16 protein-coding genes and 1 pseudogene are annotated in these 20,446 nt (G+C 75.0%); 10 read left to right on the top strand and 7 right to left on the bottom strand.

Annotation, left to right across the window (positions count from 1 at the left end; all coding sequences use genetic code 11):
* Window positions 1–131 precede the first annotated feature (131 nt).
* Window positions 132–539 carry a peptide-methionine (R)-S-oxide reductase MsrB gene (msrB, locus tag ACFVFR_RS17345; RefSeq protein ID WP_383702337.1) on the top strand — a complete coding sequence of 136 codons (408 nt, stop codon included), beginning with the start codon at window positions 132–134 and terminating at the stop codon, window positions 537–539.
* Between the two features lie 86 nt (window positions 540–625).
* Here msrB and ACFVFR_RS17340 read toward each other — a convergent pair whose 3' ends face one another.
* The 3 genes from ACFVFR_RS17340 to ACFVFR_RS17330 all read right to left on the bottom strand — a co-directional run bounded on the left by ACFVFR_RS17340 (window position 626) and on the right by ACFVFR_RS17330 (window position 3,874).
* A complete protein-coding gene (locus ACFVFR_RS17340) occupies window positions 626–1,546 on the bottom strand; it encodes a GNAT family N-acetyltransferase (protein WP_383702335.1) in 921 nt (306 codons plus the stop codon).
* A gap of 292 nt (window positions 1,547–1,838) precedes the next feature.
* Window positions 1,839–2,534 carry a response regulator gene (locus tag ACFVFR_RS17335; protein WP_383702333.1) on the bottom strand — a complete coding sequence of 232 codons (696 nt, stop codon included), beginning with the start codon at window positions 2,532–2,534 and terminating at the stop codon, window positions 1,839–1,841.
* A complete protein-coding gene (locus ACFVFR_RS17330; RefSeq protein WP_383702331.1) occupies window positions 2,531–3,874 on the bottom strand; it encodes a sensor histidine kinase in 1,344 nt (447 codons plus the stop codon). Before ACFVFR_RS17330 ends, ACFVFR_RS17335 begins: the two co-directional genes overlap by 4 nt.
* Before the next feature lie 125 nt (window positions 3,875–3,999).
* Here ACFVFR_RS17330 and ACFVFR_RS17325 point away from each other — a divergent pair, with 125 nt between their 5' ends.
* Window positions 4,000–4,329 carry a hypothetical protein gene (locus ACFVFR_RS17325; protein WP_383702328.1) on the top strand — a complete coding sequence of 110 codons (330 nt, stop codon included), beginning with the start codon at window positions 4,000–4,002 and terminating at the stop codon, window positions 4,327–4,329.
* Here the strand turns inward: ACFVFR_RS17325 and ACFVFR_RS17320 are convergent.
* Window positions 4,295–5,785 (bottom strand): FAD-dependent oxidoreductase, encoded by a 1,491-nt coding sequence (locus ACFVFR_RS17320; protein ID WP_383702326.1) that lies wholly within the window; start codon window positions 5,783–5,785, stop codon window positions 4,295–4,297. The genes ACFVFR_RS17325 and ACFVFR_RS17320 overlap by 35 nt on opposite strands.
* Before the next feature lie 248 nt (window positions 5,786–6,033).
* Between ACFVFR_RS17320 and ACFVFR_RS17315 the strand changes: the two genes are divergently transcribed.
* Window positions 6,034–6,984, top strand: coding sequence for a LysR family transcriptional regulator (locus tag ACFVFR_RS17315; RefSeq protein ID WP_383702324.1), 951 nt, complete (start codon window positions 6,034–6,036; stop codon window positions 6,982–6,984).
* Between the two features lie 10 nt (window positions 6,985–6,994).
* Here the strand turns inward: ACFVFR_RS17315 and glgX are convergent, their stop codons facing one another.
* Window positions 6,995–9,124 carry a glycogen debranching protein GlgX gene (gene glgX / locus ACFVFR_RS17310; protein ID WP_383702322.1) on the bottom strand — a complete coding sequence of 710 codons (2,130 nt, stop codon included), beginning with the start codon at window positions 9,122–9,124 and terminating at the stop codon, window positions 6,995–6,997.
* A 450-nt stretch (window positions 9,125–9,574) separates the two neighbouring features.
* Between glgX and ACFVFR_RS17305 the strand changes: the two genes are divergently transcribed.
* The 3 genes from ACFVFR_RS17305 (at window position 9,575) to ACFVFR_RS17295 (ending at window position 12,841) form a co-directional block, all read left to right on the top strand.
* Window positions 9,575–10,825, top strand: coding sequence for an SAV2148 family HEPN domain-containing protein (locus tag ACFVFR_RS17305; RefSeq protein WP_383702320.1), 1,251 nt, complete (start codon window positions 9,575–9,577; stop codon window positions 10,823–10,825).
* A 139-nt stretch (window positions 10,826–10,964) separates the two neighbouring features.
* Window positions 10,965–11,951: a hypothetical protein gene (locus tag ACFVFR_RS17300; protein WP_383702318.1), complete on the top strand. Its 987-nt coding sequence runs from the start codon at window positions 10,965–10,967 to the stop codon at window positions 11,949–11,951.
* A 167-nt stretch (window positions 11,952–12,118) separates the two neighbouring features.
* On the top strand, window positions 12,119–12,841 hold the full coding sequence (locus ACFVFR_RS17295) for a 3'-5' exonuclease (RefSeq protein WP_383702316.1): 723 nt from the start codon (window positions 12,119–12,121) through the stop codon (window positions 12,839–12,841).
* Between the two features lie 184 nt (window positions 12,842–13,025).
* Here ACFVFR_RS17295 and ACFVFR_RS17290 read toward each other — a convergent pair whose 3' ends face one another.
* Window positions 13,026–13,892: a phosphotransferase enzyme family protein gene (locus ACFVFR_RS17290; protein ID WP_383702314.1), complete on the bottom strand. Its 867-nt coding sequence runs from the start codon at window positions 13,890–13,892 to the stop codon at window positions 13,026–13,028.
* Between the two features lie 296 nt (window positions 13,893–14,188).
* On the opposite strand from ACFVFR_RS17290, the gene ACFVFR_RS17285 reads away from it, so the two are divergent.
* The 4 genes and pseudogenes from ACFVFR_RS17285 (at window position 14,189) to ACFVFR_RS17270 (ending at window position 18,769) form a co-directional block, all read left to right on the top strand.
* Window positions 14,189–15,175 (top strand): carbohydrate ABC transporter permease, encoded by a 987-nt coding sequence (locus ACFVFR_RS17285; RefSeq protein WP_383702312.1) that lies wholly within the window; start codon window positions 14,189–14,191, stop codon window positions 15,173–15,175.
* A gap of 161 nt (window positions 15,176–15,336) precedes the next feature.
* Window positions 15,337–16,131 (top strand): carbohydrate ABC transporter permease, encoded by a 795-nt coding sequence (locus ACFVFR_RS17280; RefSeq protein WP_383702412.1) that lies wholly within the window; start codon window positions 15,337–15,339, stop codon window positions 16,129–16,131.
* Window positions 16,128–17,438, top strand: coding sequence for an ABC transporter substrate-binding protein (locus ACFVFR_RS17275; protein WP_383702310.1), 1,311 nt, complete (start codon window positions 16,128–16,130; stop codon window positions 17,436–17,438). Before ACFVFR_RS17280 ends, ACFVFR_RS17275 begins: the two co-directional genes overlap by 4 nt.
* 61 nt (window positions 17,439–17,499) lie before the next feature.
* A pseudogene (locus ACFVFR_RS17270) lies at window positions 17,500–18,769 on the top strand (macrolide family glycosyltransferase).
* 107 nt (window positions 18,770–18,876) lie between these two features.
* On the opposite strand, the gene ACFVFR_RS17265 reads toward ACFVFR_RS17270, so the two are convergent.
* On the bottom strand, window positions 18,877–20,313 hold the full coding sequence (locus ACFVFR_RS17265) for an MFS transporter (protein WP_383702410.1): 1,437 nt from the start codon (window positions 20,311–20,313) through the stop codon (window positions 18,877–18,879).
* Window positions 20,314–20,446: the final 133 nt, after the last annotated feature.

Below are 20,446 nucleotides of genomic sequence, written 5' to 3'. Positions count from 1 at the left end.
GCGCGGCCCCCTGCACCCCCGTCGCCCCGCGTAGCGTGCCCCACCGGCACGGCTCCCCGCGGGCCGCCCCCCCCCCCCCGGGGGTCGCGGCCCGGCGGCGACGCGTAAGACGCATCCCCGAAAGGCGCGAGATGGCGTACGAGGTCGAGAAGTCCGACGAGCAGTGGCGCGCTGAGCTGTCGCCCGCGGAGTACCAGGTGCTCCGGCGGTCCGGCACCGAGCCCGCCTTTCGCGGCGAGTACACCGATACCGAGACCGCCGGGGTCTACTCCTGTCGTGCCTGCGCGGCGGAGTTGTTCCGGTCCACGGAGAAGTTCGAGAGCCACTGCGGGTGGCCGAGCTTCTTCGACCCCAAGGACTCCACCGCGGTCGAGCTGATCGAGGACCGCTCGCACGGGATGGTGCGCACCGAGGTGCGCTGCGCCCGCTGCGGCTCCCACCTCGGGCACGTCTTCGAGGGCGAGGGGTACGCGACCCCGACCGACCAGCGGTACTGCATCAACTCCCTCTCGCTGCGGCTGACGCCCGTCGAGGACTGAGCCCCGCCGGGTCCGCCCCCACACCCGTCGGGCGCGGGGGCGGACCGGCGCGGCTGACGCCCGTGGCGCCGGGCGTCAGCCGTGACTCACTCCCGGGTGCCCGGCCACTGGAAGTAGCAGCGCTCCTGGGTGATCGGGTGGCCGGCCTTGGCGAAGTTCGCGGCCATCGGCCGGTTGCCGTGGTCCGTCTCGCCGATGATCTGCGCCACGCCCTCGTCCGCGAGCAGCCGGGTGCAGTCGGCGAGCAGGTCGTACGCGTAGCCGTGGCCGCGCTGTTCGGGCACGACGCCGATGAACCCGACGACCGGCGAGGTCTGGTTGCGCGCCGGCACGTGCAGGCCCACCAGTTCGCCCTCGGCGGTCCACGCCGTACGCCACCACTCGCGGGGCGAGGGGCACCAGCGGAAGAAGTCGAGCTCCTCCTGGGCGGCGGCCTCGTGTCCCTCGGCGGCGATGACGCGCCGGGCGTGCGCGTCCAACGTGCCGTGCTGGATGCGACGGAGTACGGCGAGGATCTCCGCGTCGTCGGGCTCGGGCCGGAACGTCAGTCGCCCCGGTTGCGCGGGCACCCCGCACTCGGGTGTCCACGTGTAGCGGTAGCGGTCGACGAGACGGTCCATGCCGGCGTCGGTCGCGGCGTCGATACGGGCCTGCGCCGCCTCCCGCACCGCCGGGTCGCGCTGCCAGTCGGGCGGCAGCAGCAGGACGTAGTCGGAGCGGAACGGCGCCGTGCGCAGCAGGGCGACGGCGGCGTCGCGGTCGGTGAAGTCGAACCAGTCCAGCGCGATCGGCTGGGCGTCGTCGGGGCCGGCCCACCAGGCGGCGCGGGCCACCACGGTGTCCTCGCGCAGGGCGACCCAGGTCCAGTCGGGCCGGTACTCGCCACCCTCGGCGACGGTGGCGTACCGCCGCTCGAACGCGGCGTGTCCGACGAGCCCGGAGTCGGGCAGGGTGTGAAAGAGGTGGGCGTCGCTCTCGGTGAGCTGACGGATGACCAGATCGGTCACAGGGGGTCCTTCCAGGAAACGGTGCGCTCCCGGTCGGACGGTGTCAGACGGAGACAGCCCTGCGGACGGGGCGGGAGCGCGTGAACGGTGTGACGTACATGGCTCGGGCCTCCTTCCGTGATCAAGGGCGTGCCCGCACTCTAGGCCGACGAAGCGCGGGGTGTCCACACCTTTGTGCGAAGGCGAAGGTGAAGGCGAAGGCGGGGGCTGCCACCGGGGTCGTGGAACGTCACGAGGTGACACGGGGTGTGGTGGCGCGTGCCCCCGCCGGTCGGGGTCGCGGGGCGGGGGCTCAGGCGCTGGAGCCGTCCAGGTCGTCCAGCAGGCCGGCGTCGTGGGTCAACAGCGCGATCTGCACCCGGTTGTTGAGGTCGAGCTTGGTCAGGATGCGGGAGACGTGGGTCTTGACCGTGGCGACGCTCAGGTACAGCGTGCCGCTGATCTCCGCGTTCGACTTGCCCTCGCCCACGGCCAGTGCCACCTCGCGCTCCCGGTCGTTGAGCCGGCCAAGGCGCCCGCGCGCCCGGGTCCGGCGCAGGTCCTGGCCCGTCCCGGCGACGTGCTGGATGAGCTGCTGGGTGACGGCGGGGGAGAGCACCGGATCGCCGGCGGCCACCCGACGCACGGCGGCCACGATCTCGGCCGGGGGCGTGTCCTTGAGGAGGAACCCGGCGGCCCCGGCCCGCAGCGCGCGCAACACGTGCTCGTCGGCGTTGAACGTCGTCAGCACGATGACCTCAGGCGGCCTAGGCCCGCGCCGCAACTCCTCGGTCGCCGCGAGCCCGTCCAGGGTGGGCATGCGGATGTCCATCAGCACCACGTCCGGGGCGTGCCGCTCCACCAGCGGGCCGACCTCGGTGCCGTCCGCGGCCTCGCCGACGATCTCCATCTCCGCCGAGCCGCCCAACATCAGCCGCAGCCCGGCCCGTACCAGCGGGTCGTCGTCGACGAGCAGGACGCGTACGCGCTGGTGATCCGAATCGTTCATGAGGGCCACGGTAGCCAGGCCCGCAGCAGGAAGCCGCCGTCTTCGGCGACCCCGCTCTCCAGGCGGCCACCGGCCAGCGAGGCGCGCTCGGTCAGGCCGACCAGCCCCTGGCCGGAGCCGGGGATCGAGGCCGCCCCCCGCTGGCCGGCGCCGCGCTCCCGGGGCCGGTCCCGGACCTCGACGGTCAGGCCGTGCGCGGGCGCGCCGGACACCCGCACGCTCACCGCGGCGCCCGGCGCGTGCTTGCGGGCGTTGGTCAGCCCCTCCTGCACGACGCGGTACGCCGTGCGCCCCGTCGCCGCCGGCACCTGGCCGCTCTCGTCCCGCTCGTCGTGCAGGGCCACGCGCATGGCCGCCTGCCGCGACTCCTCGACCAGGCGGGGCAGGTCGGCCAGCGTCGGCTGCGGCCGACTCGGCACGGCGCTGGCCGGCGGCTCGGTCGTGGCGGGCCGCTCGGTCGTGGCGGGTGCGGTGGTGGCGGGCCGTGCCACGGCCGGTGGCTCCGCCGTGGCGGGCGCCGGCTGGTCGGGCGCGGGCTGGCCGATGGGCGCGCGCAGTACGCCGATCACCTCGCGCAGGTCCTCCAACGCCTGGTGGGCGCTGGCCCGGATGACGCCGGCGGCCTGCGCCACGTCCTGGGAGGGCGCGTCGGGCCGGTACTCCAGCGCGCCCGCGTGCACGCTGAGCAGCGACAGCCGGTGCGCGAGCACGTCGTGCATCTCGCGCGCGATGCGTTCCCGGGTGAGCCGCTGGGCGCGCTCGGCGCGCAGCGCCGCCTCCGTCTCCGCCCGGTGCGCCCGCTCCTGGAGCGAGAGCACGAGCTGGCGTCGGGAGCGTACGAACATGCCCCAGCCCAACGCCGTGCTGTACAGGACGGCGCCGGTCAGCACCGAGCCCACGTACCCCAGATCGGGATCGGTGTGCACCAGGCCGCCCAGCAGGCAGTCCGCGAGGCCGAGCGCGGCGACGGCCGCGACGGGGCGCAGCGGGCGGTAGACCGCGACGGAGAACACCGCCACCAGGCTGGGCCCGACCACGAAGTGCGAGACCGGGGACACCAGCATCAGGGCCACCGCCAGGTGCGTCGGCCAGCGGCGCCGCAGCCACAGGCCCAGGCATCCCAGCACCCCGAGGAGCAGATCGACGAAGATCACCAGTTCGGGGATGTCCGGGTCCTCGACCACCGTTTCCGCGGTCATGAAGGAGAACAGCGCGGCCAGTACGCAGGCGCTGATGTCCACCGCCCAGTCGCGTGCGCTACGCCGTCGCGCGGGGCGCGCTTCGGGGGCCAGTGTCGTGCCGTCCACCACGACGGGCGAGGGCGTGTCCGTGCCGTTCATGCTGGTGAATGTAGCGACGGCCGCGTCCGGGCGGTCCGCCCGGCGTCGCGCCGGCTACCAAAGTCGGCGGCCCGTAGACCTTCGGCCGACGGGTGGGCCGGCGGCGCCCGCCTAGCGTCGGGGGCATGAGGAAACTGCTTGAGCTGTTGGGCCTGGGGCTGTTGGCGATCGCCGCGTCCAGTGTCGTCCACCACTTCACCGACTGGTTCGCCAAGTGGGCCCTGCTGGACCACCTGCCGTTCCTGGACGGGTACGAGCTGTACGCCAGCGGCGTGGTGGGCCTCCTGGGCTTCGGCGCGCTGTGCGCCGGCGACCTGTTCCCCGAGGTCAGCTCCCGCACCCCGGCCCGGACCAGCGCGCGCCCCGACTCCGTGGCCGGTGCCGGGGCGCCGCCCGCCGCCGGAGCCGGGGGCGGCGCGGTCAGTGCTGGTGCAGACCCCGGCCTGCCAGGGTGAGGAACGCCTCGCCCACGGCCTCGGAGAGCGTCGGGTGCGGGTGGATGTGCTGTGCCACGTCGAACGGGTCGGCCTCCCAGCCGACGATGAGTTGGCCTTCGGCGATCATTTCCGAGACGTGCGGCCCGACCAGGTGCACCCCGAGCACCGTCCCGACCCCGGCGGCCCCGTTCCCGGGGTGCTGGCCGTCGCCGGTGGGGCGGGGGCCGGCGGTCGGTTCCGGCCCGCGCTCGGCGACGATCTTCACCAGGCCGCCCTGCCCGTGCACCATCCCCTTGGCCGTGGCGGTCAGCGGCAGCGTGTTGGTGACCACCTGGTGGCCGCGCTCCCGCGCGTCCCGCTCGGTGAGCCCGACGGAGGCGGTCTGCGGGGAGGAGTACGTCACGCGCGGGACGGCCGCGTAGTCGATGGGGCGCGGCGCGTGGCCGGCCAGCGTCTCGGCCACCAACAACCCCTCGGCGAACGAGGCGTGCGCGAGCCCCGGTGACGGCGGCGGCAGCAGGTCGCCGACCACGTGCACGCCCGGGACGGCCGTCTCCAGCCGCGTCCAGTCGGCCGGCGCCACGTGTCCCCGCGCGTCGACCGCCAGGCCGGCCGCCGCGAGCCCGAGCCCCTCGGTCACCGGCTCCCGCCCCACGGCCACCAGCACCCGTTCCACGTCCAGGTGGCGCGCCGCGCCGCGCGCGGCGCCGACCGTGACCCGCACCCCCTGGGCGTGGGGCCGCGCCGACTCGCACCGGGCGCCGGTCCACACCGCGACACCCCGCTTCTTCAGGCCACGGGTGAGGTGCCGGCCCACGTCCGCGTCCTCCAGCGGCAGCAGGTGGTCCGCGCTCTCCACCAGGGTCACCTCGGCGCCCATGGAGCGGTGCAGCGAGGCGTACTCCACGCCGATCGCGCCGCCGCCGATGACCAGCACGGAGCCGGGCAGCCCCGGCGCGAACAGCGCGTCGTCGCTGGTCACCACCCGCCGCCCGTCCGGCTCCAGGCCCGGCAGCCGGCGCGGCCTGGAACCGGTCGCCAGCACGATGCCGCGCCGCGCCCGCCACGGGCCGTGCGACTCCACGCGCACCGCGCGGGGCCCGGTCAGGGTGGCCGTGCCGCGCAGTACGCGCACCCCCGCGCGCTCAAGGTGGCCCTCGACGCCACGGTGGTTGCGCGCCACGATGTCGTCGCGGGTGGCCGTCAGCGCGGCCCAGTCCACGCTCTCCACCCGGGCGTTGACGCCCCACCGCTCGCGCGCCTCGCTCACGCCGTCCACCAACTCGGCGGCGTGCAGCATCGCCTTGCTGGGCACGCAGCCCCGGTGCAGGCAGGTCCCGCCGACCAGGTCGCGCTCGGCCAGCACCACGTCCAGGCCCAGCGCGGCGGCGCGCAGCGCGGTGCTGTACCCACCGGTGCCGCCGCCGATGACGATGACGTCCGCGACGCCCGTCTCACGTTCTCGATCCGACATGGCCCAAGACTCCGTCCGGGTCGGCCGGTCGGTCCAAGGCAATGTTTTGATGGGACCGATGAAACCCGTGCATGAGCCGCCGTCACCTGCGCTCTTCGCGCGGGCCGGGGCCGTCACCCACGACGGGTGTGGCGCACGCCACGGCGCGGGGCGGGCCCGCGCGCCGTGGCGCCCAGATGCGCGGGAGGCGGTGGGGCGGACGGGACCGCCGTCCGAAGGGCGAGGAGCGGGAAGGACGGGGGCAGCGGGTGAGTCTGCGACAGATGGAGTACCTGGTGGCGGTGGTGGAGGAGGGCTCGTTCACGCGTGCCGCCGAGACCCTGAACGTCACCCAGTCGGCGCTCTCCCACCAGATCAAGGCTCTGGAACGGGAGGTGGGCGGCCCCCTGCTGGAGCGCCTGTCGCGCGGGGTGAGCCTGACCCCGATGGGCCGGGCGTTCCTGCCGCACGCGGAGCTGGCGGTGCGCAGCGCGGACCAGGCCCGCCGCGCGGCGCGGGCCGTGGCCGGGGCCACCGGGGGTGAACTGCACATCGCCAGCGCGCACGGGGTCGCCATGGGCGTCCTGCCCCGGACGTTCACCCGCTGGCAGCGCGCGCACCCCGGGATGCGCCTGACGCTCCACGAGTACGCGTCGGCCGACGAGCTGGCCGACCACATGGACCGGGGCGTGGCCGACCTGGCCGTCGGACACCGGCCCACCCGCTGGCAGGGCCCGGTGGAGCCGGTGGGCGCCGAGGAGATCGTCATCGCCCTTCCCGTCGACGACCCGCTGGCCCAGCGCGGGTCCGTGCGGCTGGTCGAGCTGGCGGACCGCACATGGGTGCGCTGCGCCCTGGAGCCGCTGGTCGCCGGCCGCCCGGCGATGGACGTGATCTGCGAGCGGGCGGGCTTCACGCCCCGCGACGCCGTCTACACCGAGCACACGTCCACGGCGGTGCGCATGGCCCGCTCGGGCGCGGGCGTGGTGGCCGCCCCGGCGCACGTCGTCGACGGCATCCGGGGGTGCGTGGGGGTACGCGTCGATCCGCCGATCCGCCGCGAACTGGTCGTCTTCTCCCGGGCCGAGCTGGCGGGCGCGGGCCGGGCGTTCGTCGCCGAGCTACGCCGGACGCTGTCCCCGGCCGACCCGCCCTCGGTCGAGCCGCCCCCGGCCGACCCGTCGCCCGTCGCCCCGGCCCCACTGCCGCCCGCCGCCTGATCCGCGCCGCTCACGAGGGGCGCTGGAGGACCAGCAGGCTGCGGTCGACCAGGGTGAGCCGCTCGCCCGCGAAGACGGTGGGGCCGTCGCCCGGGGGGACGCCGTCCGGGCGGGCGGTGTCCACCACCACCCGCCAGCTGGGCCCGTGGCGCGCCGGCACGGTGAAGGTCAGCGGCGTGCTGTCCGCGTTGAACAGCAGCAGGAACGAGTCGTCGCGCACCCGCTCCCCGCGCGGGCCCGGCTCGGAGATCGCGTCGCCGTTGAGGAAGACCGTCAGCGAGCAGGCGTGCGCGGCCTGCCAGTCGCGTTGGCGCATCGGCTCGCCCTCGGCGGTGAACCAGGCGATGTCCGACAGCGCGTCACGGGAGCCCGGTACCGGCCGGCCGCGCAGGAAGCGGCGCCGTCGGAAGACCGGGTGGTCGCGGCGCAGCCACACCAGCGCGCGGGTGAAGTCGCGCATGCGCAGGGCCTCCCGGTCCGCGGGCTCCTCCGGCCTTGGCCAGCGCACCCAGGTGAGCTCGTTGTCCTGGCAGTAGGCGTTGTTGTTGCCGCGCTGGGTGCGGGCGAACTCGTCGCCGTGGCTGAGCATCGGCACGCCCTGCGAGAGCAGCAGCGTGGCGATCAGGTTGCGCATCTGCCGGGCGCGCAGCTCCCGGATCGCCGGGTCCGCGCTCTCGCCCTCGACACCGCAGTTCCAGGACCGGTTGTCGTTCTCGCCGTCCCGGTTGTCCTCGTTGTTGGCCTCGTTGTGCTTGTGGTCGTAGGAGACCAGGTCGCGCAGGGTGAACCCGTCGTGGCAGGTGACGAAGTTGACGGAGGCCAGCGGGCGGCGGCCGTCGCCCTGGTAGAGGTCGGAGGAGCCGGTCAGGCGCGAGCCGAACTCGGCCAGCGTGCGCGGCCGGCCCCGCCACAGGTCGCGCACCGTGTCCCGGTACTTGCCGTTCCACTCGGTCCACAGCGGCGGGAAGTTGCCCACCTGGTAGCCGCCCTCGCCCACGTCCCAGGGCTCGGCGATCAGCTTGACCCGACTGACCACCGGGTCCTGCTGCACCAGGTCGAAGAACGAGGAGAGCCGGTCCACCTCGTGGAACTGGCGGGCCAGCGTCGCCGCCAGGTCGAAGCGGAACCCGTCCACGCGCATCTCGCTGACCCAGTACCGCAGCGAGTCCATGACGAGCTGGAGCACGTGCGGGTGGCGCATCAGCAGCGAGTTGCCGGTGCCGGTGGTGTCCGTGTAGGTGCGCGCGTCCGCGCCGAGCCGGTAGTACGAGGCGTTGTCCAGGCCACGGAAGGAGAGCGTCGGCCCCAGGTGGTCACCCTCGGCCGTGTGGTTGTAGACCACGTCCAGGATGACCTCGATGCCCGCCTGGTGCAGCGCCCGCACCGCCGACTTGAACTCCAGGACCTGCTGGCCCCGGTCGCCCCAGGAGGCGTACGCGTTGTGCGGGGCGAAGAACCCGATCGTGTTGTAGCCCCAGTAGTTGGTCAGTCCCTCCCGGACGAGCCGGTGGTCCTGGACGAACTGGTGCACCGGCATCAGTTCCAGAGTGGTCACGCCGAGTTCGCTCAGGTGCGCGATGACGGCCGGGTGGGCGAGGGCGGCGTAGGTCCCGCGCAGCTCGTCGGGCAACCCCGGGTGGCGCATCGTCAGGCCCCTGACGTGCGCCTCGTACAGGACGGTGCGGTGGTAGTCGGTGCGCGGCGGCCGGTCGTCTCCCCAGTCGAAGTACGGGTTGACCACCACCGAGGACATGGTGTGCCCGGCCGAGTCGAGGTCGCCACGCCGCTCCGGCCGGTCGACGTCGTAGCCGTAGACGGCCGGGCCCCAGTCGATCCGTCCGCTGACCGCCTTGGCGTACGGGTCGAGCAGGAGTTTGGCGGGGTTGCAGCGGTGTCCCCACTCGGGGGCGTACGGCCCGTGGACGCGGAAGCCGTACCGCTGACCGGGCATCACGCCCGGCAGGTAGGCGTGCCGTACGAAGGCGTCGCTCTCGCGGAGTTCGACGGTGCTCCACGAGCCGTCCTCGTGCAGCAGGCACAGCTCGATCCGGTGGGCGACCTCGGAGAACACCGCGAAGTTGGTGCCGGCGCCGTCGTAGGTGGCCCCGAGGGGGTACGGCCGTCCTGGCCAGACCTGCATGAATCGACTCTTCCACTTCCGGGCCGGGCCGGCGCCGCCCGCGTGGGCGGTACCGCGTCCGGGCCCGCCCGCGCGACGGACCGGCGCACACGCGGCACGTATCTGTACGGGGCGATATGGGTGCTGTGCGGAGATATGCGCACCCTAGTGCAGTCGGCCGCCCGAGAGGCGGTGGGCGCGGCCCCGCCGCGCACGCACATGCGTTCCGCGCCACCGCCGGGCCCGGTGCCCTGGCGCGTGCCCGGTGGCGGCGCCGAGGCCGCCGGCGTGTTCCGGCGGCCCGACGCGACGTATGACTATGAATCGCCTCACTCCGCCGGAGCGGGCCGAGCGCAACGCGCGGCCGGGGGCGGCGCGTTGACGCACAGCTGACCTGCCCAGGCTGCACCGGCTCCCCGCATCGCAGTAGTCTGCCTTGATCGTTGGACGGGGGCGGAAGGCGGTGCACAGGTGAGCTCGGGCGGGCTGGAGCTGCCATCTGGGGAGGAGAGCACCCCGGGGGGCGGCGCCACCGACGCACCTCCCGGCGCGGTCTCCCTGGTCAGGCCGGTGGAGATCGGAGCGGAACTGGACTGGGGCACCGACGCGTGGGCCGAGGTGCACACACGCGCGCGACGGGCCGGACGCGCCTACATCTGGCTCAACCTGGTCGAGCAGCGACTGCGCGCGGTGGTCGCCTCGGTGCTCCAGCCGATCTACGAGCCGGTGCACGGCGACGACTGGGTGGTGGCCGCCGCCGGCCCGGCCGGTCAGGAGTGGGTGCAGCGCGCGGTGGCCGTACGCGAGGTCAGCCGTCGCAAGGGCTACCTCCTCGACCCGGCCGACGACAATGTGGTCAGCTTCCTGACGCTGCCGCAGCTGCGCGAACTCCTGGTGCAGCACTGGCCGTGCTTCGTGCCCTACCTGGACGACCGGCGTGAACTGGAGCTCGCGCTCGACGAGCTGGAGGTCACCCGCAACGTCGTCTCGCGCAACCGCGCCCTGTCCCAGAACGTGCTGGACCAGGCCGAACGCGCCTCGGCCCGGCTGCTGGACATCCTCGGCGGCGGCACCGGCGGGCCCGCGACCGACCGGCTGCCCATCGACGCGGTCGAGGACCTGGTGGGTGACCGGTACGCGGACGTGGTCAGCGTCCACTCCGACCGGGTGCGCCTCCAGCGCCAGCTGCCCGCCGAGGACCTGTTCGGCCGCGCCCGTCGGCTCGACGCCCTGGGCATAGGCCTCAACCTGCTCGTGCAGAACTACTCGGGGCGCCGGCTGGTGCGGCTCGCGGAGACCGGCTGCCGCATACGCCTGCTCTTCCTCAACCCGGCCAGCAGCGCGGTCCGGCGTCGCGAGCGCGAGCTCGGCATGAAGAAGGGCGAGCTCAGCCGCTCGGTGGAGATGAACATCCTGCACATGCGCCGGGTGCGGGCCCGGCTGCGAGACCCCGGCGCGTTCGAGATCCACGTCTTCGACGAGACCCCGCGCGTGACCGCCTACCTCATCAACGGCGACTCGTCCGACGGGGTCGGCGTCGTCCAGTCGTACCTGCGCCGGGCCCGTGGCATGGAGGCCCCGGTCCTGGTGCTGCGCGCCGGTGGCCGGGACCGCGAGGTGGTGCGCGCGGGCGGGGTCGACGCGGGGGACGACAACAGCCTCTTCGAGGTCTACCGCGAGGAGTTCGAGGGCACCTGGGCGGACTCCCGCTCCGTCTCCTGAGACCGCCGCCCGGCCCGGTGGCCGGCGCCCCACCGCCACCCGGGGCCACCGTCGACGGGGCGGGCCGAGCGTCCGCCGCCGGGCCCGGTGCCGCGCGGTACGCTGCGCGAACCGGTCAACTGGGAGAGAGAACAGCGACGTGAGTACGCCCCCGCAGCAGCCTGGGCCCGGACACCCGGACGGCTCCTGGCCGCCCGGCCAGCCGGGGACCGGCGGGCACCCCGGGCCGGTGCCGTACGGCTACCCCCAGCAGGCGGCGCCCTACGGCGAACAGGGCCAGCGACCCGCGTACGGCCAGCCGCCTCCCCACGGTCAGCCCGGGTACGGCGGCCAGCCGCCCGGGTACGGCGCGCCCTACGGCGGCGCGCCCGGGCCGGGCGGCGGGCCGCCGCGCGGTGGCGCGGGGCGGACCGTGGCCGTCGTGGTGGGGGCGGTGCTGGCCGCCGCGCTGGTCGTCGGCGGCGTGGTCCTCGCGGTCAGCGGGGGCGACGACGGCGGCAAGCGCGACGAGTCCCAGGCCAGTGGCGCGCCCGGGGCGGGCGCCGACGCCAGCGCCGACGCCGACCGGCGGCCGGGCCCCGACCGGACCACGCCAACCCCCTCGGCCCGCCCCGACGAAGCGGCCTCGCGGCACACGGTGGTCCTGCCCCGGACGTTGGAGAACGGCAGGTACACGCTGGAGAAGGACCTCAGCGACGCGACCGACGCGCAGGTGCCGGACGACGGCCGCAACGCGCGCGGCGTCAAGCCCACGACCGGGCGCTACCTCACCGCGCCGCGCGACGCGGAGCTGGTGGTCACCGGGCTCAGCGGGACCTTCGGCAGCCCCGAGTACGCCAAGAACAGCTTTTTCCAGGGGCTGGAGAGCAACGACAACGCCGAGGTGGTCGTCGAGCGCCGCGACATCACCCCGCCCGGCTCGGACACGACCCTGACCTGTGAGGTCGTCGTCAAGCGCCAGGGCTCCCAGCGGCTGGTCCTGCCGATGTGCGCCTGGGCCGACACGAGGACGCTGGTGGCCGTGGTGGAGAACACCCGCGCCGCCGCCGGCAAGGACCCGCACTCCCTCGACCTGGACGGCTTCGCGGCCCGGGTGGACGGCATGCGGGACGACCTGCTGGCCTAGCCCCCGCGCCCCCGCCGGCTCCCCTCCCGGTCCGCTGTCGACGCGCGCCGGCCCGTGGGTGTCCACGGCTTTCGGGGGGACCGGCTACGTCGAACGCCGGACGGGTTGTCAGTGCCGCGTGGGAGGGTGAGGAACACCAGGGGGACGCACCACGAAGGAGGGCCACCATGGGTTGGCACCGGGAGTTGCTGATCGGCTTCGACCTGGAGACGACGGGCACCGACCCGCACGAGGCGCGGATCGTGACGGCCGCGGTCGTCGAGGTCCGGGGCGGGCAGGCGGTGGGTGGGCGGCAGTGGCTGGCCGACCCGGGCGTCGTGATACCGCAGGACGCGGTCGCCGTGCACGGCATCACCAACGCCCGCGCGAGGTCCGAGGGGCGGCCCGCCCGCGAGGTGGTGGCCGAGATAGCGGACGTGCTGGTGGCGTACTGGCGGGAGGGCACCCCGGTCGTCGCGTACAACGCGGCGTTCGATCTCAGCATGCTGGCGGCCGAGTTGCGGCGGTACGAACTGCCCTCGTTGGACGAGCGGCTGGGCGGGGCCGCCGTCGGGCCCGTCATCGACCCGTACACGATCGACCGTTCCGTCGACCGCTACCGCAAGGGCAAGCGCACGCTGGAGGCGGTCTGCGGGCACTACGGCGTCGTGCTCGACCAGGCGCACGAGGCCCGTTCGGACGCGCTGGCCGCCGCGCTGGTGGCCCGCGCGGTCGCCGAGCGGCACACCGAGGTGGCCGGGCTCGACCTGTGGGAGCTGCACCACAAGCAGGTCGGGTGGTACGCGGAGCGGGCGGCCGACTTCCAGGCGTGGCTGCGTCGCAAGGGCACCCGGGACGCGGTCGTGGACGGCACCTGGCCAGTGCGCGGGGCCCAGGCGGTAGCGGGCTGACCGGCGCGGGCCGGCCGGGAACCACCGCCGGGCGGCGGACGCCGGTCGGGCCACGGCCACCGGTCGGGCGCTCCGGACACACCGCACCCGGCCCGGGCCCCCGCGCCGCCGCGCTCACCCGACCTCGGACCCGCCCCACGCCGGGCCGCGAGCGGGGGGCGAGGCCCACGGGCGGGGCGTGGGGCTACAGCGCCGACCAGCGGACACCGGTGTCCCCCGCGCGCAGGGACGCCACGCGGCGTGCGAACTCGGCGCGGGCGGCCGGATCGCCCGGCGCGTGCTGGGCCACCCACGCGCAGCTCGCCGTCTCCCGGGCCCCGCGCAACACCGCGCAGCCCTCCCAGTCGCGCACGTCCCAGCCGTAGGCCGAGACGAACTCCGCGTAGGCCGCCTCGCCCAGCCCGTACCGGTCGCGGGCCAGGGCCATCACCACCAGATCGTGTTCGCGCAGGTCGCTGGCGAAGGTCTCCAGGTCCACCAGGGCCGGGCCCGCCGCGCTGACGTGCACGTTGCGCGGCAGCGCGTCGCCGTGCAGCGGGCCCGGCGGCAGCTCGGGCCGCAGCGCGGCGGCGGCCGGCGCGAAGTCGTCCCGACGGGCGCGTAGATACGCCGCGTCGGCCGGCGCGATCGCGTCCCCGGCCAGCCGCAGCCAGCGCTCGACGCCGTCCAGCAGCTCGCGGCGCGGCAGCGCGAAGGGCGGCGGGGGCAGGGCGTGCACCCGGCGCAGCAGACCGGCCAGGTCGGCCGGGGTGGCCGGGCGGACGGCCGGGGGCAGCCGGTGCCAGACGGTGACCGGGTGTCCGTCGACCAGGCGGGCCGTCGGCTCGGCCGGGCGCACGGCGGGAACACCGTGTTCCGCGAGCCAGGTCGCCACCCGTGGCTCGCGGTCGGCCCGCTCCCACAGCCCGCGCTCGCGCCCCACCTTGACCACGGTGGGGCCCAGCGCGAACACCGCGTTCTCGCCCAGCGCGAGCAGTTCGGCGTCGGCCGGCGCGAACCCCGCCTCCGCCAGCACGCGTCGGGCCCGCTCCTCGGTGAACGCCTGGCTCATCTCGTACTCCCCACGCCGCGACCGGCGCCGTTCGTCTCGGTCGGCCCGCCACCCGGGGCCGTCGCCGGCAAGTCTCGCACCGTGCTCGACACGACCGGGCGCGCGTACCGCTTGACTGTGATACGCGCCGTCAGCACGATGACGTGGGCCTGCCGACGGGCACCCGCCGACCGTGACCGGTGGCGGGCCCGCCCGCCCCGGCGCGGCTGCTCTACCCCAGCCATGGCCGGGGCGCGCCCAGGGGACCGCGTCCGGGCCACCGCTCCCGCGCCCGCGTCGTGAAGGAGCCGCTTGCCGTGAGACCGACGACCGAGGTGGCACGGCCGGCCGACGACCCGGACCGCCCCCGGGCGCCGCGCGCCGGCGGAGCCCCACGCCGCGCCCGGGGGCGGGGCGGCCGGGGCCCGGGCGAGCGACGGGCCGGGCTCGGCCCCTGGTTCCTCGTGCTGCCCGCACTCGTCCCGATCCTGCTGTTGAGCGTGGGCCCGCTGCTGTACGGGATCGGCCTGGCGTTCACCGACGCCCAGTCGGGTCGCACCGAGCCCACCCGGTGGATCGGCCTGCTCAACTTCCGCGACCTCCGTCACGACAGCCTCTTCTGGGAGTCCTTCCGGATCGGCCTGGTGTGGGCGGTGGGAGTCACGGTGCCGCAGTTCCTGCTGGGGCTCGGGCTCGCGCTGCTGCTCAGTCAGGACCTGCGGATGCGCTGGCTGGCGCGGACGCTGGCGATCGTGCCGTGGGCGATGCCGGAGGTCGTCGTCGGCATCATGTGGCGGCTCGTCTACCACCCCGACGCCGGCATCCTCAACGAGACGCTGCGCGACCTGCGCCTGGGGGAGGGCTCCCACTGGCTCGCGGGCCTGTCCAGCGCGCTGCCGGCGGTGATCGTGGTGGGCGTCTGGGCCGGCCTGCCACAGACCACGGTCGCCCTGCTGGCCGGGTTGCAGAACGTGCCACGCGAACTGCGGGAGGCGGCGGCCGTGGACGGCGCCGGCGCCTGGCGCCGTTTCCGCGCCGTCACCTGGCCCGCCATCCGACCGATCGCCCTGGCCGTCAGCGCGCTCAACTTCATCTGGAACCTCAACGCCTTCGCCCTGGTGTACGTGCTCACCAGCGGCGGGCCCGGCGGTCGCACCCGGCTGCCGATGCTCTTCGCGTACGAGGAGGCGTTCCGCTACGGCCAGTTCGGGTACGCGGCGGCGATGGGCTGTGTCCTGGTCGCGGCCGTCTCCGTGCTGCTCGCCGTCCATCTCGTCGCCCGACTGAGAGGGGACGACCAGTGACCCCGCCCGAGCCTCACCCGGATCGGCCCGTGGCCGGCCGGGGAGCGAAGCCCACGGCGCGGCGCGGCGCGCGCCCCGACCCGCCCCGCGCCGGGCCCGCCGCCTGGCGCGCCGCCGGGCCCCGGCGCCGGCGACGTCGGGCCGCGCGCGCCGGCCAGTACTTGGCGCTCCTGGGCTATCTGGTCTTCCTGGCCTTCCCGCTGCTGTGGCTGCTCTCCACCGCGTTCAAACCGCCGGTCGAACTCGCCACGGCGCACCCGACGTGGCTGCCCGAGCGGCCCACGCTGGACAACTTCCGGCAGGCGTTCGACGAGCAGCCGCTGCCGCGCGCCGCGGCCAACAGCCTGCTCACCGCCGGCTGCGCCGCCGCGATCTCGGTGCTGGTCGCCACCCCCATGGCCTATGTGATGGCCCGGCACCGCTCCGCGCTGACCCGCGCGGCCACCGGCTGGGTGGTGGTCAGCCAGGCGTTCCCCTTCGTGTTGGTGATCATCCCGCTGTTCCTGGTCCTCAAGGAGGCGCGGCTGATCGACGAGCCCGCCGGCCTGATCCTGGTCTACGTCGTGTGGTCGCTGCCGTTCGCGCTGTGGATGCTGGCCGGGTACGTACGGGCGGTGCCGCGCGAGGTGGAGGAGGCGGCGGCCGTGGACGGCGCGGGCCGGCTGCGCACCCTGGTCTCGGTGACGGCCCCGCTGCTCGCGCCGGGCATCGCGGCCACCGCCCTGTTCACGTTCATCACCGCCTGGAACGAGTTCTTCTTCGCGCTCGTCCTGCTCAAGTCCCCCCAGAAACAGACCATGCCGGTCGTCCTCACCCACTTCATCGGCGCCGAGGGCGTCGCCGACCTGGGCCCGCTGGCCGCCGCCGCGCTGCTGGCGACCGCGCCCTCGCTGGTGCTCTTCGCGCTCATCCAGCGCCGCATCACCGGCGGGCTGCTGACCGGGGCGGTGAAGTGACGCCCCCCGGCCCCCGGCCCGCCACGCCACTGCCCCGGCGCCGCCTGCTGGCCGCGGCCGGAGCGGCCGGCGCCGGCGCGCTGGCGCCCGGCTGCGCGGGCGCTCGCCCCGGCGGGCTGCGCTTCCTCTCGCTGGCCTGGCAGCGGGAGTCGGTGCGGGCCAACAAGGAGCTGGTGGCGCAGTGGAACCGGGCCAACCCGCGGGCCCGGGTGACCTATGTCCAGGGCAGCTGGGCCAGCGTGCACGACCAGCTGCTCACCTCCTTCGAGGGCGGCGAGGCGCCGGACGTCATCCACGACGCCTCCGACGACCTCGCGGACTTCGCCTACGGCGGCTACCTCGCCGACCTGGGCGGCCTGCTCCCGGACCGGCTGCGGCGCGAGATCCCGTCGCACAGTTGGCGCACCACGACGTTCGACGGGCGGGTGTACGGGGTGCCCTTCCTCCAGGAACCCCGCATGATCATGGCCAACCGGCGCCTGCTGGCCGCCGCCGGCGTGCGCCTGCCCACGGCGCGCCGGCCCTGGTCGTGGGAGGAGTTCGGCACGGTCGCGCGGCGGTTGACCCGGGGCGGGACGCACGGCGTGGCCTGGCCGCTGAAGGAGCCGGTCTCCGCGACCCTGAACCTCGCGCTGTCCACCGGCGGGCGCCTCTTCCACCGGGGCGCGGACGGCCGGGTCACCATCCGCTACACCGCCCGCGACCACCACGTCCCGCGCGCCATCCGCGACCAGGTCGTCCGCGCGGAGTCCGCCTCGCGCACCACGTTGGGCATGAGCGGCGCCGACGCGCTGCCGGGGTTCTTCGACGGGCGGTACGCGATGGTGCCCCTCGGTTTCTCCTACCGCCAGCAGATCGTCCAGCAGGCGCCCCGGGACTTCGACTGGGTGGCGCTGCCCGCGCCGGCAGGCCCCGGGGGCGACCGACGGCAGGGCGTCAGCCCGCAGACGCTGTCGATCGCGGCGGACTGCCGACACAAGGCGCGGGCGATGGCGTTCGTCGACTTCCTGCTGCGCCCACCGGCCATGGTGCGCCTGGCGCTGGGGGACTGGCTGCTGCCCACCGGCACCACCGCCCTGGCCGACCCGGCGCTGCGGACCACCCGGCACGGCTGGGCGACCGGCAGCGCGCTGGCCACCAGCCTGCGCCCGGCCCCCGCCCAGTCCGTACGCGGCTATCCGGAGTGGAAGGACAAGGTCGCCACGCCCGCCTTCCAGGAGTACTACAGCGGGGCGATCGGCGATCGGGAACTCCGCGAACGCCTGGTCTCCGACGGCAATCTCGTCCTGGCCCGCTACCAACGCTGAACCGGCCGGCCCGCCGCGCGGCGCCGCGCCCCCTGGGGTCCTGTCGTCCGCGCACGGCCCCATGATGTTGCACGAGACGTATCGTCTCGCGTATGGTCGCGATCATGACGACATCCGAGCGCGCCCATATCGCCATGTTCAGCATCGCGGCCCACGGGCACGTCAACCCGAGCCTTGAGGTGATCCGCGAGCTGGTCGCCCGGGGCCACCGGGTCACCTACGCGATACCCGCCTCGTTCGCGGAGAAGGTCGCCGCGACCGGCGCGGAGCCCGTGATCTACACCTCCACGCTGCCGACCGAGGACGAGCCGGAGGCGTGGGGCAGCGAACTCGTCGACTACCTGGAGATCTTCCTGGCCGACGCCACGCGGGTGCTGCCCCAGCTCGCCGACGCGTACGCCGGTGACGAACCGGACCTGGTCCTGCACGACATCACCGCCTACCCGGCGCCGCTGCTGGCCCACCGCTGGGGGGTGCCGGCCATCCAGCTCACGCCCAACCTGGTGGCCTGGGACGGCTTCGAGGAGTCCGAACTGGGCCGGGGCTTCGAGGAGATGAGGCGCACCCCGCGCGGCGCCGCCTACTACGACCGCTTCCAGGACTGGCTCACCGCGCACGACATGACCCACACCGACCCCGCCCGCCTGGTCGGCATGCCCGAGCGCGCCCTCGTGCTCATCCCCAGCGCCCTCCAGCCGCACCACGACCTGGTCGACACCTCCGTCTTCACCTTCGTCGGCGCCTGTCAGGGCGACCGCACCGACCAGGGGGAGTGGCGGCGCCCCGCGCACCTGGACCCCGACACCAGGGTGCTGCTCGTCTCGCTGGGCTCCGCGTGGACGAAGTACCCCGACTTCTACCGGGAGTGCCTGGCGGCCTTCGGCGACCTGCCCGGCTGGTACGTGGTGCTCCAGATCGGCACGTTCGTGGACGTCGCCGAACTCGGGCCGATCCCGGGCAACGTCGAGGTCCACTCGTGGGTGCCGCAACTGTCCATCCTGCGCCAGGCCGACGCCTTCGTCACCCACGCCGGGGCGGGCGGCAGCCAGGAGGGGTTGGCCAGCGGCGTACCGATGGTGGCGGTGCCGCTGGCCACCGACCAGTTCGGCAACGCGGCCCGGCTCGTGGAGCTCGGCGTGGCCCGGCACGTCCCGTTGGAGGAGGCCACCGGCGACACGCTGCGCGCGGCACTGCTGGACCTGGTGGCCGACCCCGACGTCGCGGTGGCGGTGGCCCGGATGCGGGAGCGCACCGCCGCCGAGGGCGGCACCCGACAGGCCGCCGACCTGATCGAGGCCGCCCTGCCGCAGCCCGCCGCCCGACGCGGCTGACCCGTGCGGCTGACCCGCGCGCGGCGGGAGCGGACGCGGCGTACGCGGGCGGGAGGCTCGCTCCGCCACGGCCCGAGCGTGCGCCCCTGCCCGCCGCGCGGGGCCTCCTACCTCTCGGGTCGCGCGGTCCGGGTGGCGGCGTGGGCCGGATCGGCGGCCCGCCCGCCCGGATCGGCGGCCCGCCCGCCCGGGTCGGTGGGCGCGGCGCCCTCCGTGGGCCCGGGCGGTGGGGAACTGGGCCGGGGCCCGGTCAGCCACCGGCCGGTCAGGGCCGCGCCGGCCAGCGTGACGGCGCCGGCCACGGCGAAGGCGCTGTTCAGACCGGCCTCGAAGGACGCGCCGGCGGACTGTCGGGTGCGCACGACGGCCCCGAGCACGGCCACGCCGAGCACCGCGCCGATCTGCCGGGTGGCGCCGCTGATCCCGGAGGCCAGGCCGCCCTCCCGGGGGCTGACCGCCTGGATGGCGGCGCCGGTCAGCGGGGACATGGTCAGGGCGAACCCGACGCCGACGACGGCCAGCCGCCACCACACGTTCGCGTACGGGGTCCGCGCGTGGACGGTGGCGAGCGTCAGCAGGCCCAGCCCGGCCAGTGCCAGGCCGGTGGTGACCACGCCCCGGAAGCCGTACCGGGCGGCGAGCCGGCCCGCGAACGGGCTGACGACCACCATGGCCAGGGTGGCGGGCAGGGTCTGGAGGCCGGCGCGGAGCACCGAACTGCCCTGGACGGAGACGAAGAACTGGGAGAAGAAGAACGCCGAGCCCATGAGGGCGAAGCCCACCACGACCATCGCGGCGTTCGACACCGCGAACAGCCGCTGCCGGAACAGCCGTAGCGGCAGCAGCGGTGTCGGGGTGCGGGCCTCGACGTGGACGAAGGCGGCGAGGAAGACCGCCGCCGCCACGAAGCTGCCCAGGATCGGCGCCGAGGCCCAGCCCCGGGAGCCGCCCTCGATCAGCCCGTAGGCCAGCGTGCCCACACCCAGGACGGACAGCACCGTTCCCGGGACGTCGATGGCCGGCGCGTCCGGGTTGCGGGACTCACCCAGGACGCGCGCCCCGACCAGCGACAGGAGCGCGCCGACGGGCACGTTGACGAGGAAGATGGCGGGCCAGCCGAAGGCGTCCGCCAGTACGCCGCCGGCCAGCGGGCCGGCCGCCAGGCCGATGCCGCTGAGGCCGGCCCACAGCCCGATCGCCCGGACCCGCTCCCGTGGTTCGGGGTAGGCGTTGGCGAGCAGGGCCATCGAGGCGGGGCTCAGCGCGGCGGCCCCGACGCCCTGGACGACCCGTCCGGCGATCAGCCAACCGGTCGTGGGCGCGATCGCGCACAGCACCGACGCGAGGGTGAACACCACGACGCCGGTCAGGAACAGTCGTTTGCGGCCGAAGCGGTCGGCGAAGACGCCGCCGACCAACAGCAGCATGGCGACCAGCAGCACGTAGGCGTCGACGATCCACTGGAGGTCGCTCAGCCCGGCGTCCAGCCGCTGTCGCATGTCGGGCAGTGCCGCGCCGACGATCGTGCTGTCGAGCAGCACCATGAACTGGCCCAGGCAGGTCACCGCGAGCAGTGCCGCCCGGTTCGGGCCCTCGGCCGCGCCCGTGGGCGGGCCGGTGTGGGTGGTGGTCTGGTGTGTGGTCAACGCCGTCCCCTGTCTCGACGCGAATGTCCCG

The organism is Streptomyces sp. NPDC057702, assembly GCF_042799315.1.
In the GTDB taxonomy this organism is placed as follows: Bacteria; Actinomycetota; Actinomycetes; order Streptomycetales; family Streptomycetaceae; genus Streptomyces.
The sequence above is the reverse complement of the archived record's forward strand: the minus strand, read 5'-3'. Positions and strand labels throughout refer to the sequence as shown.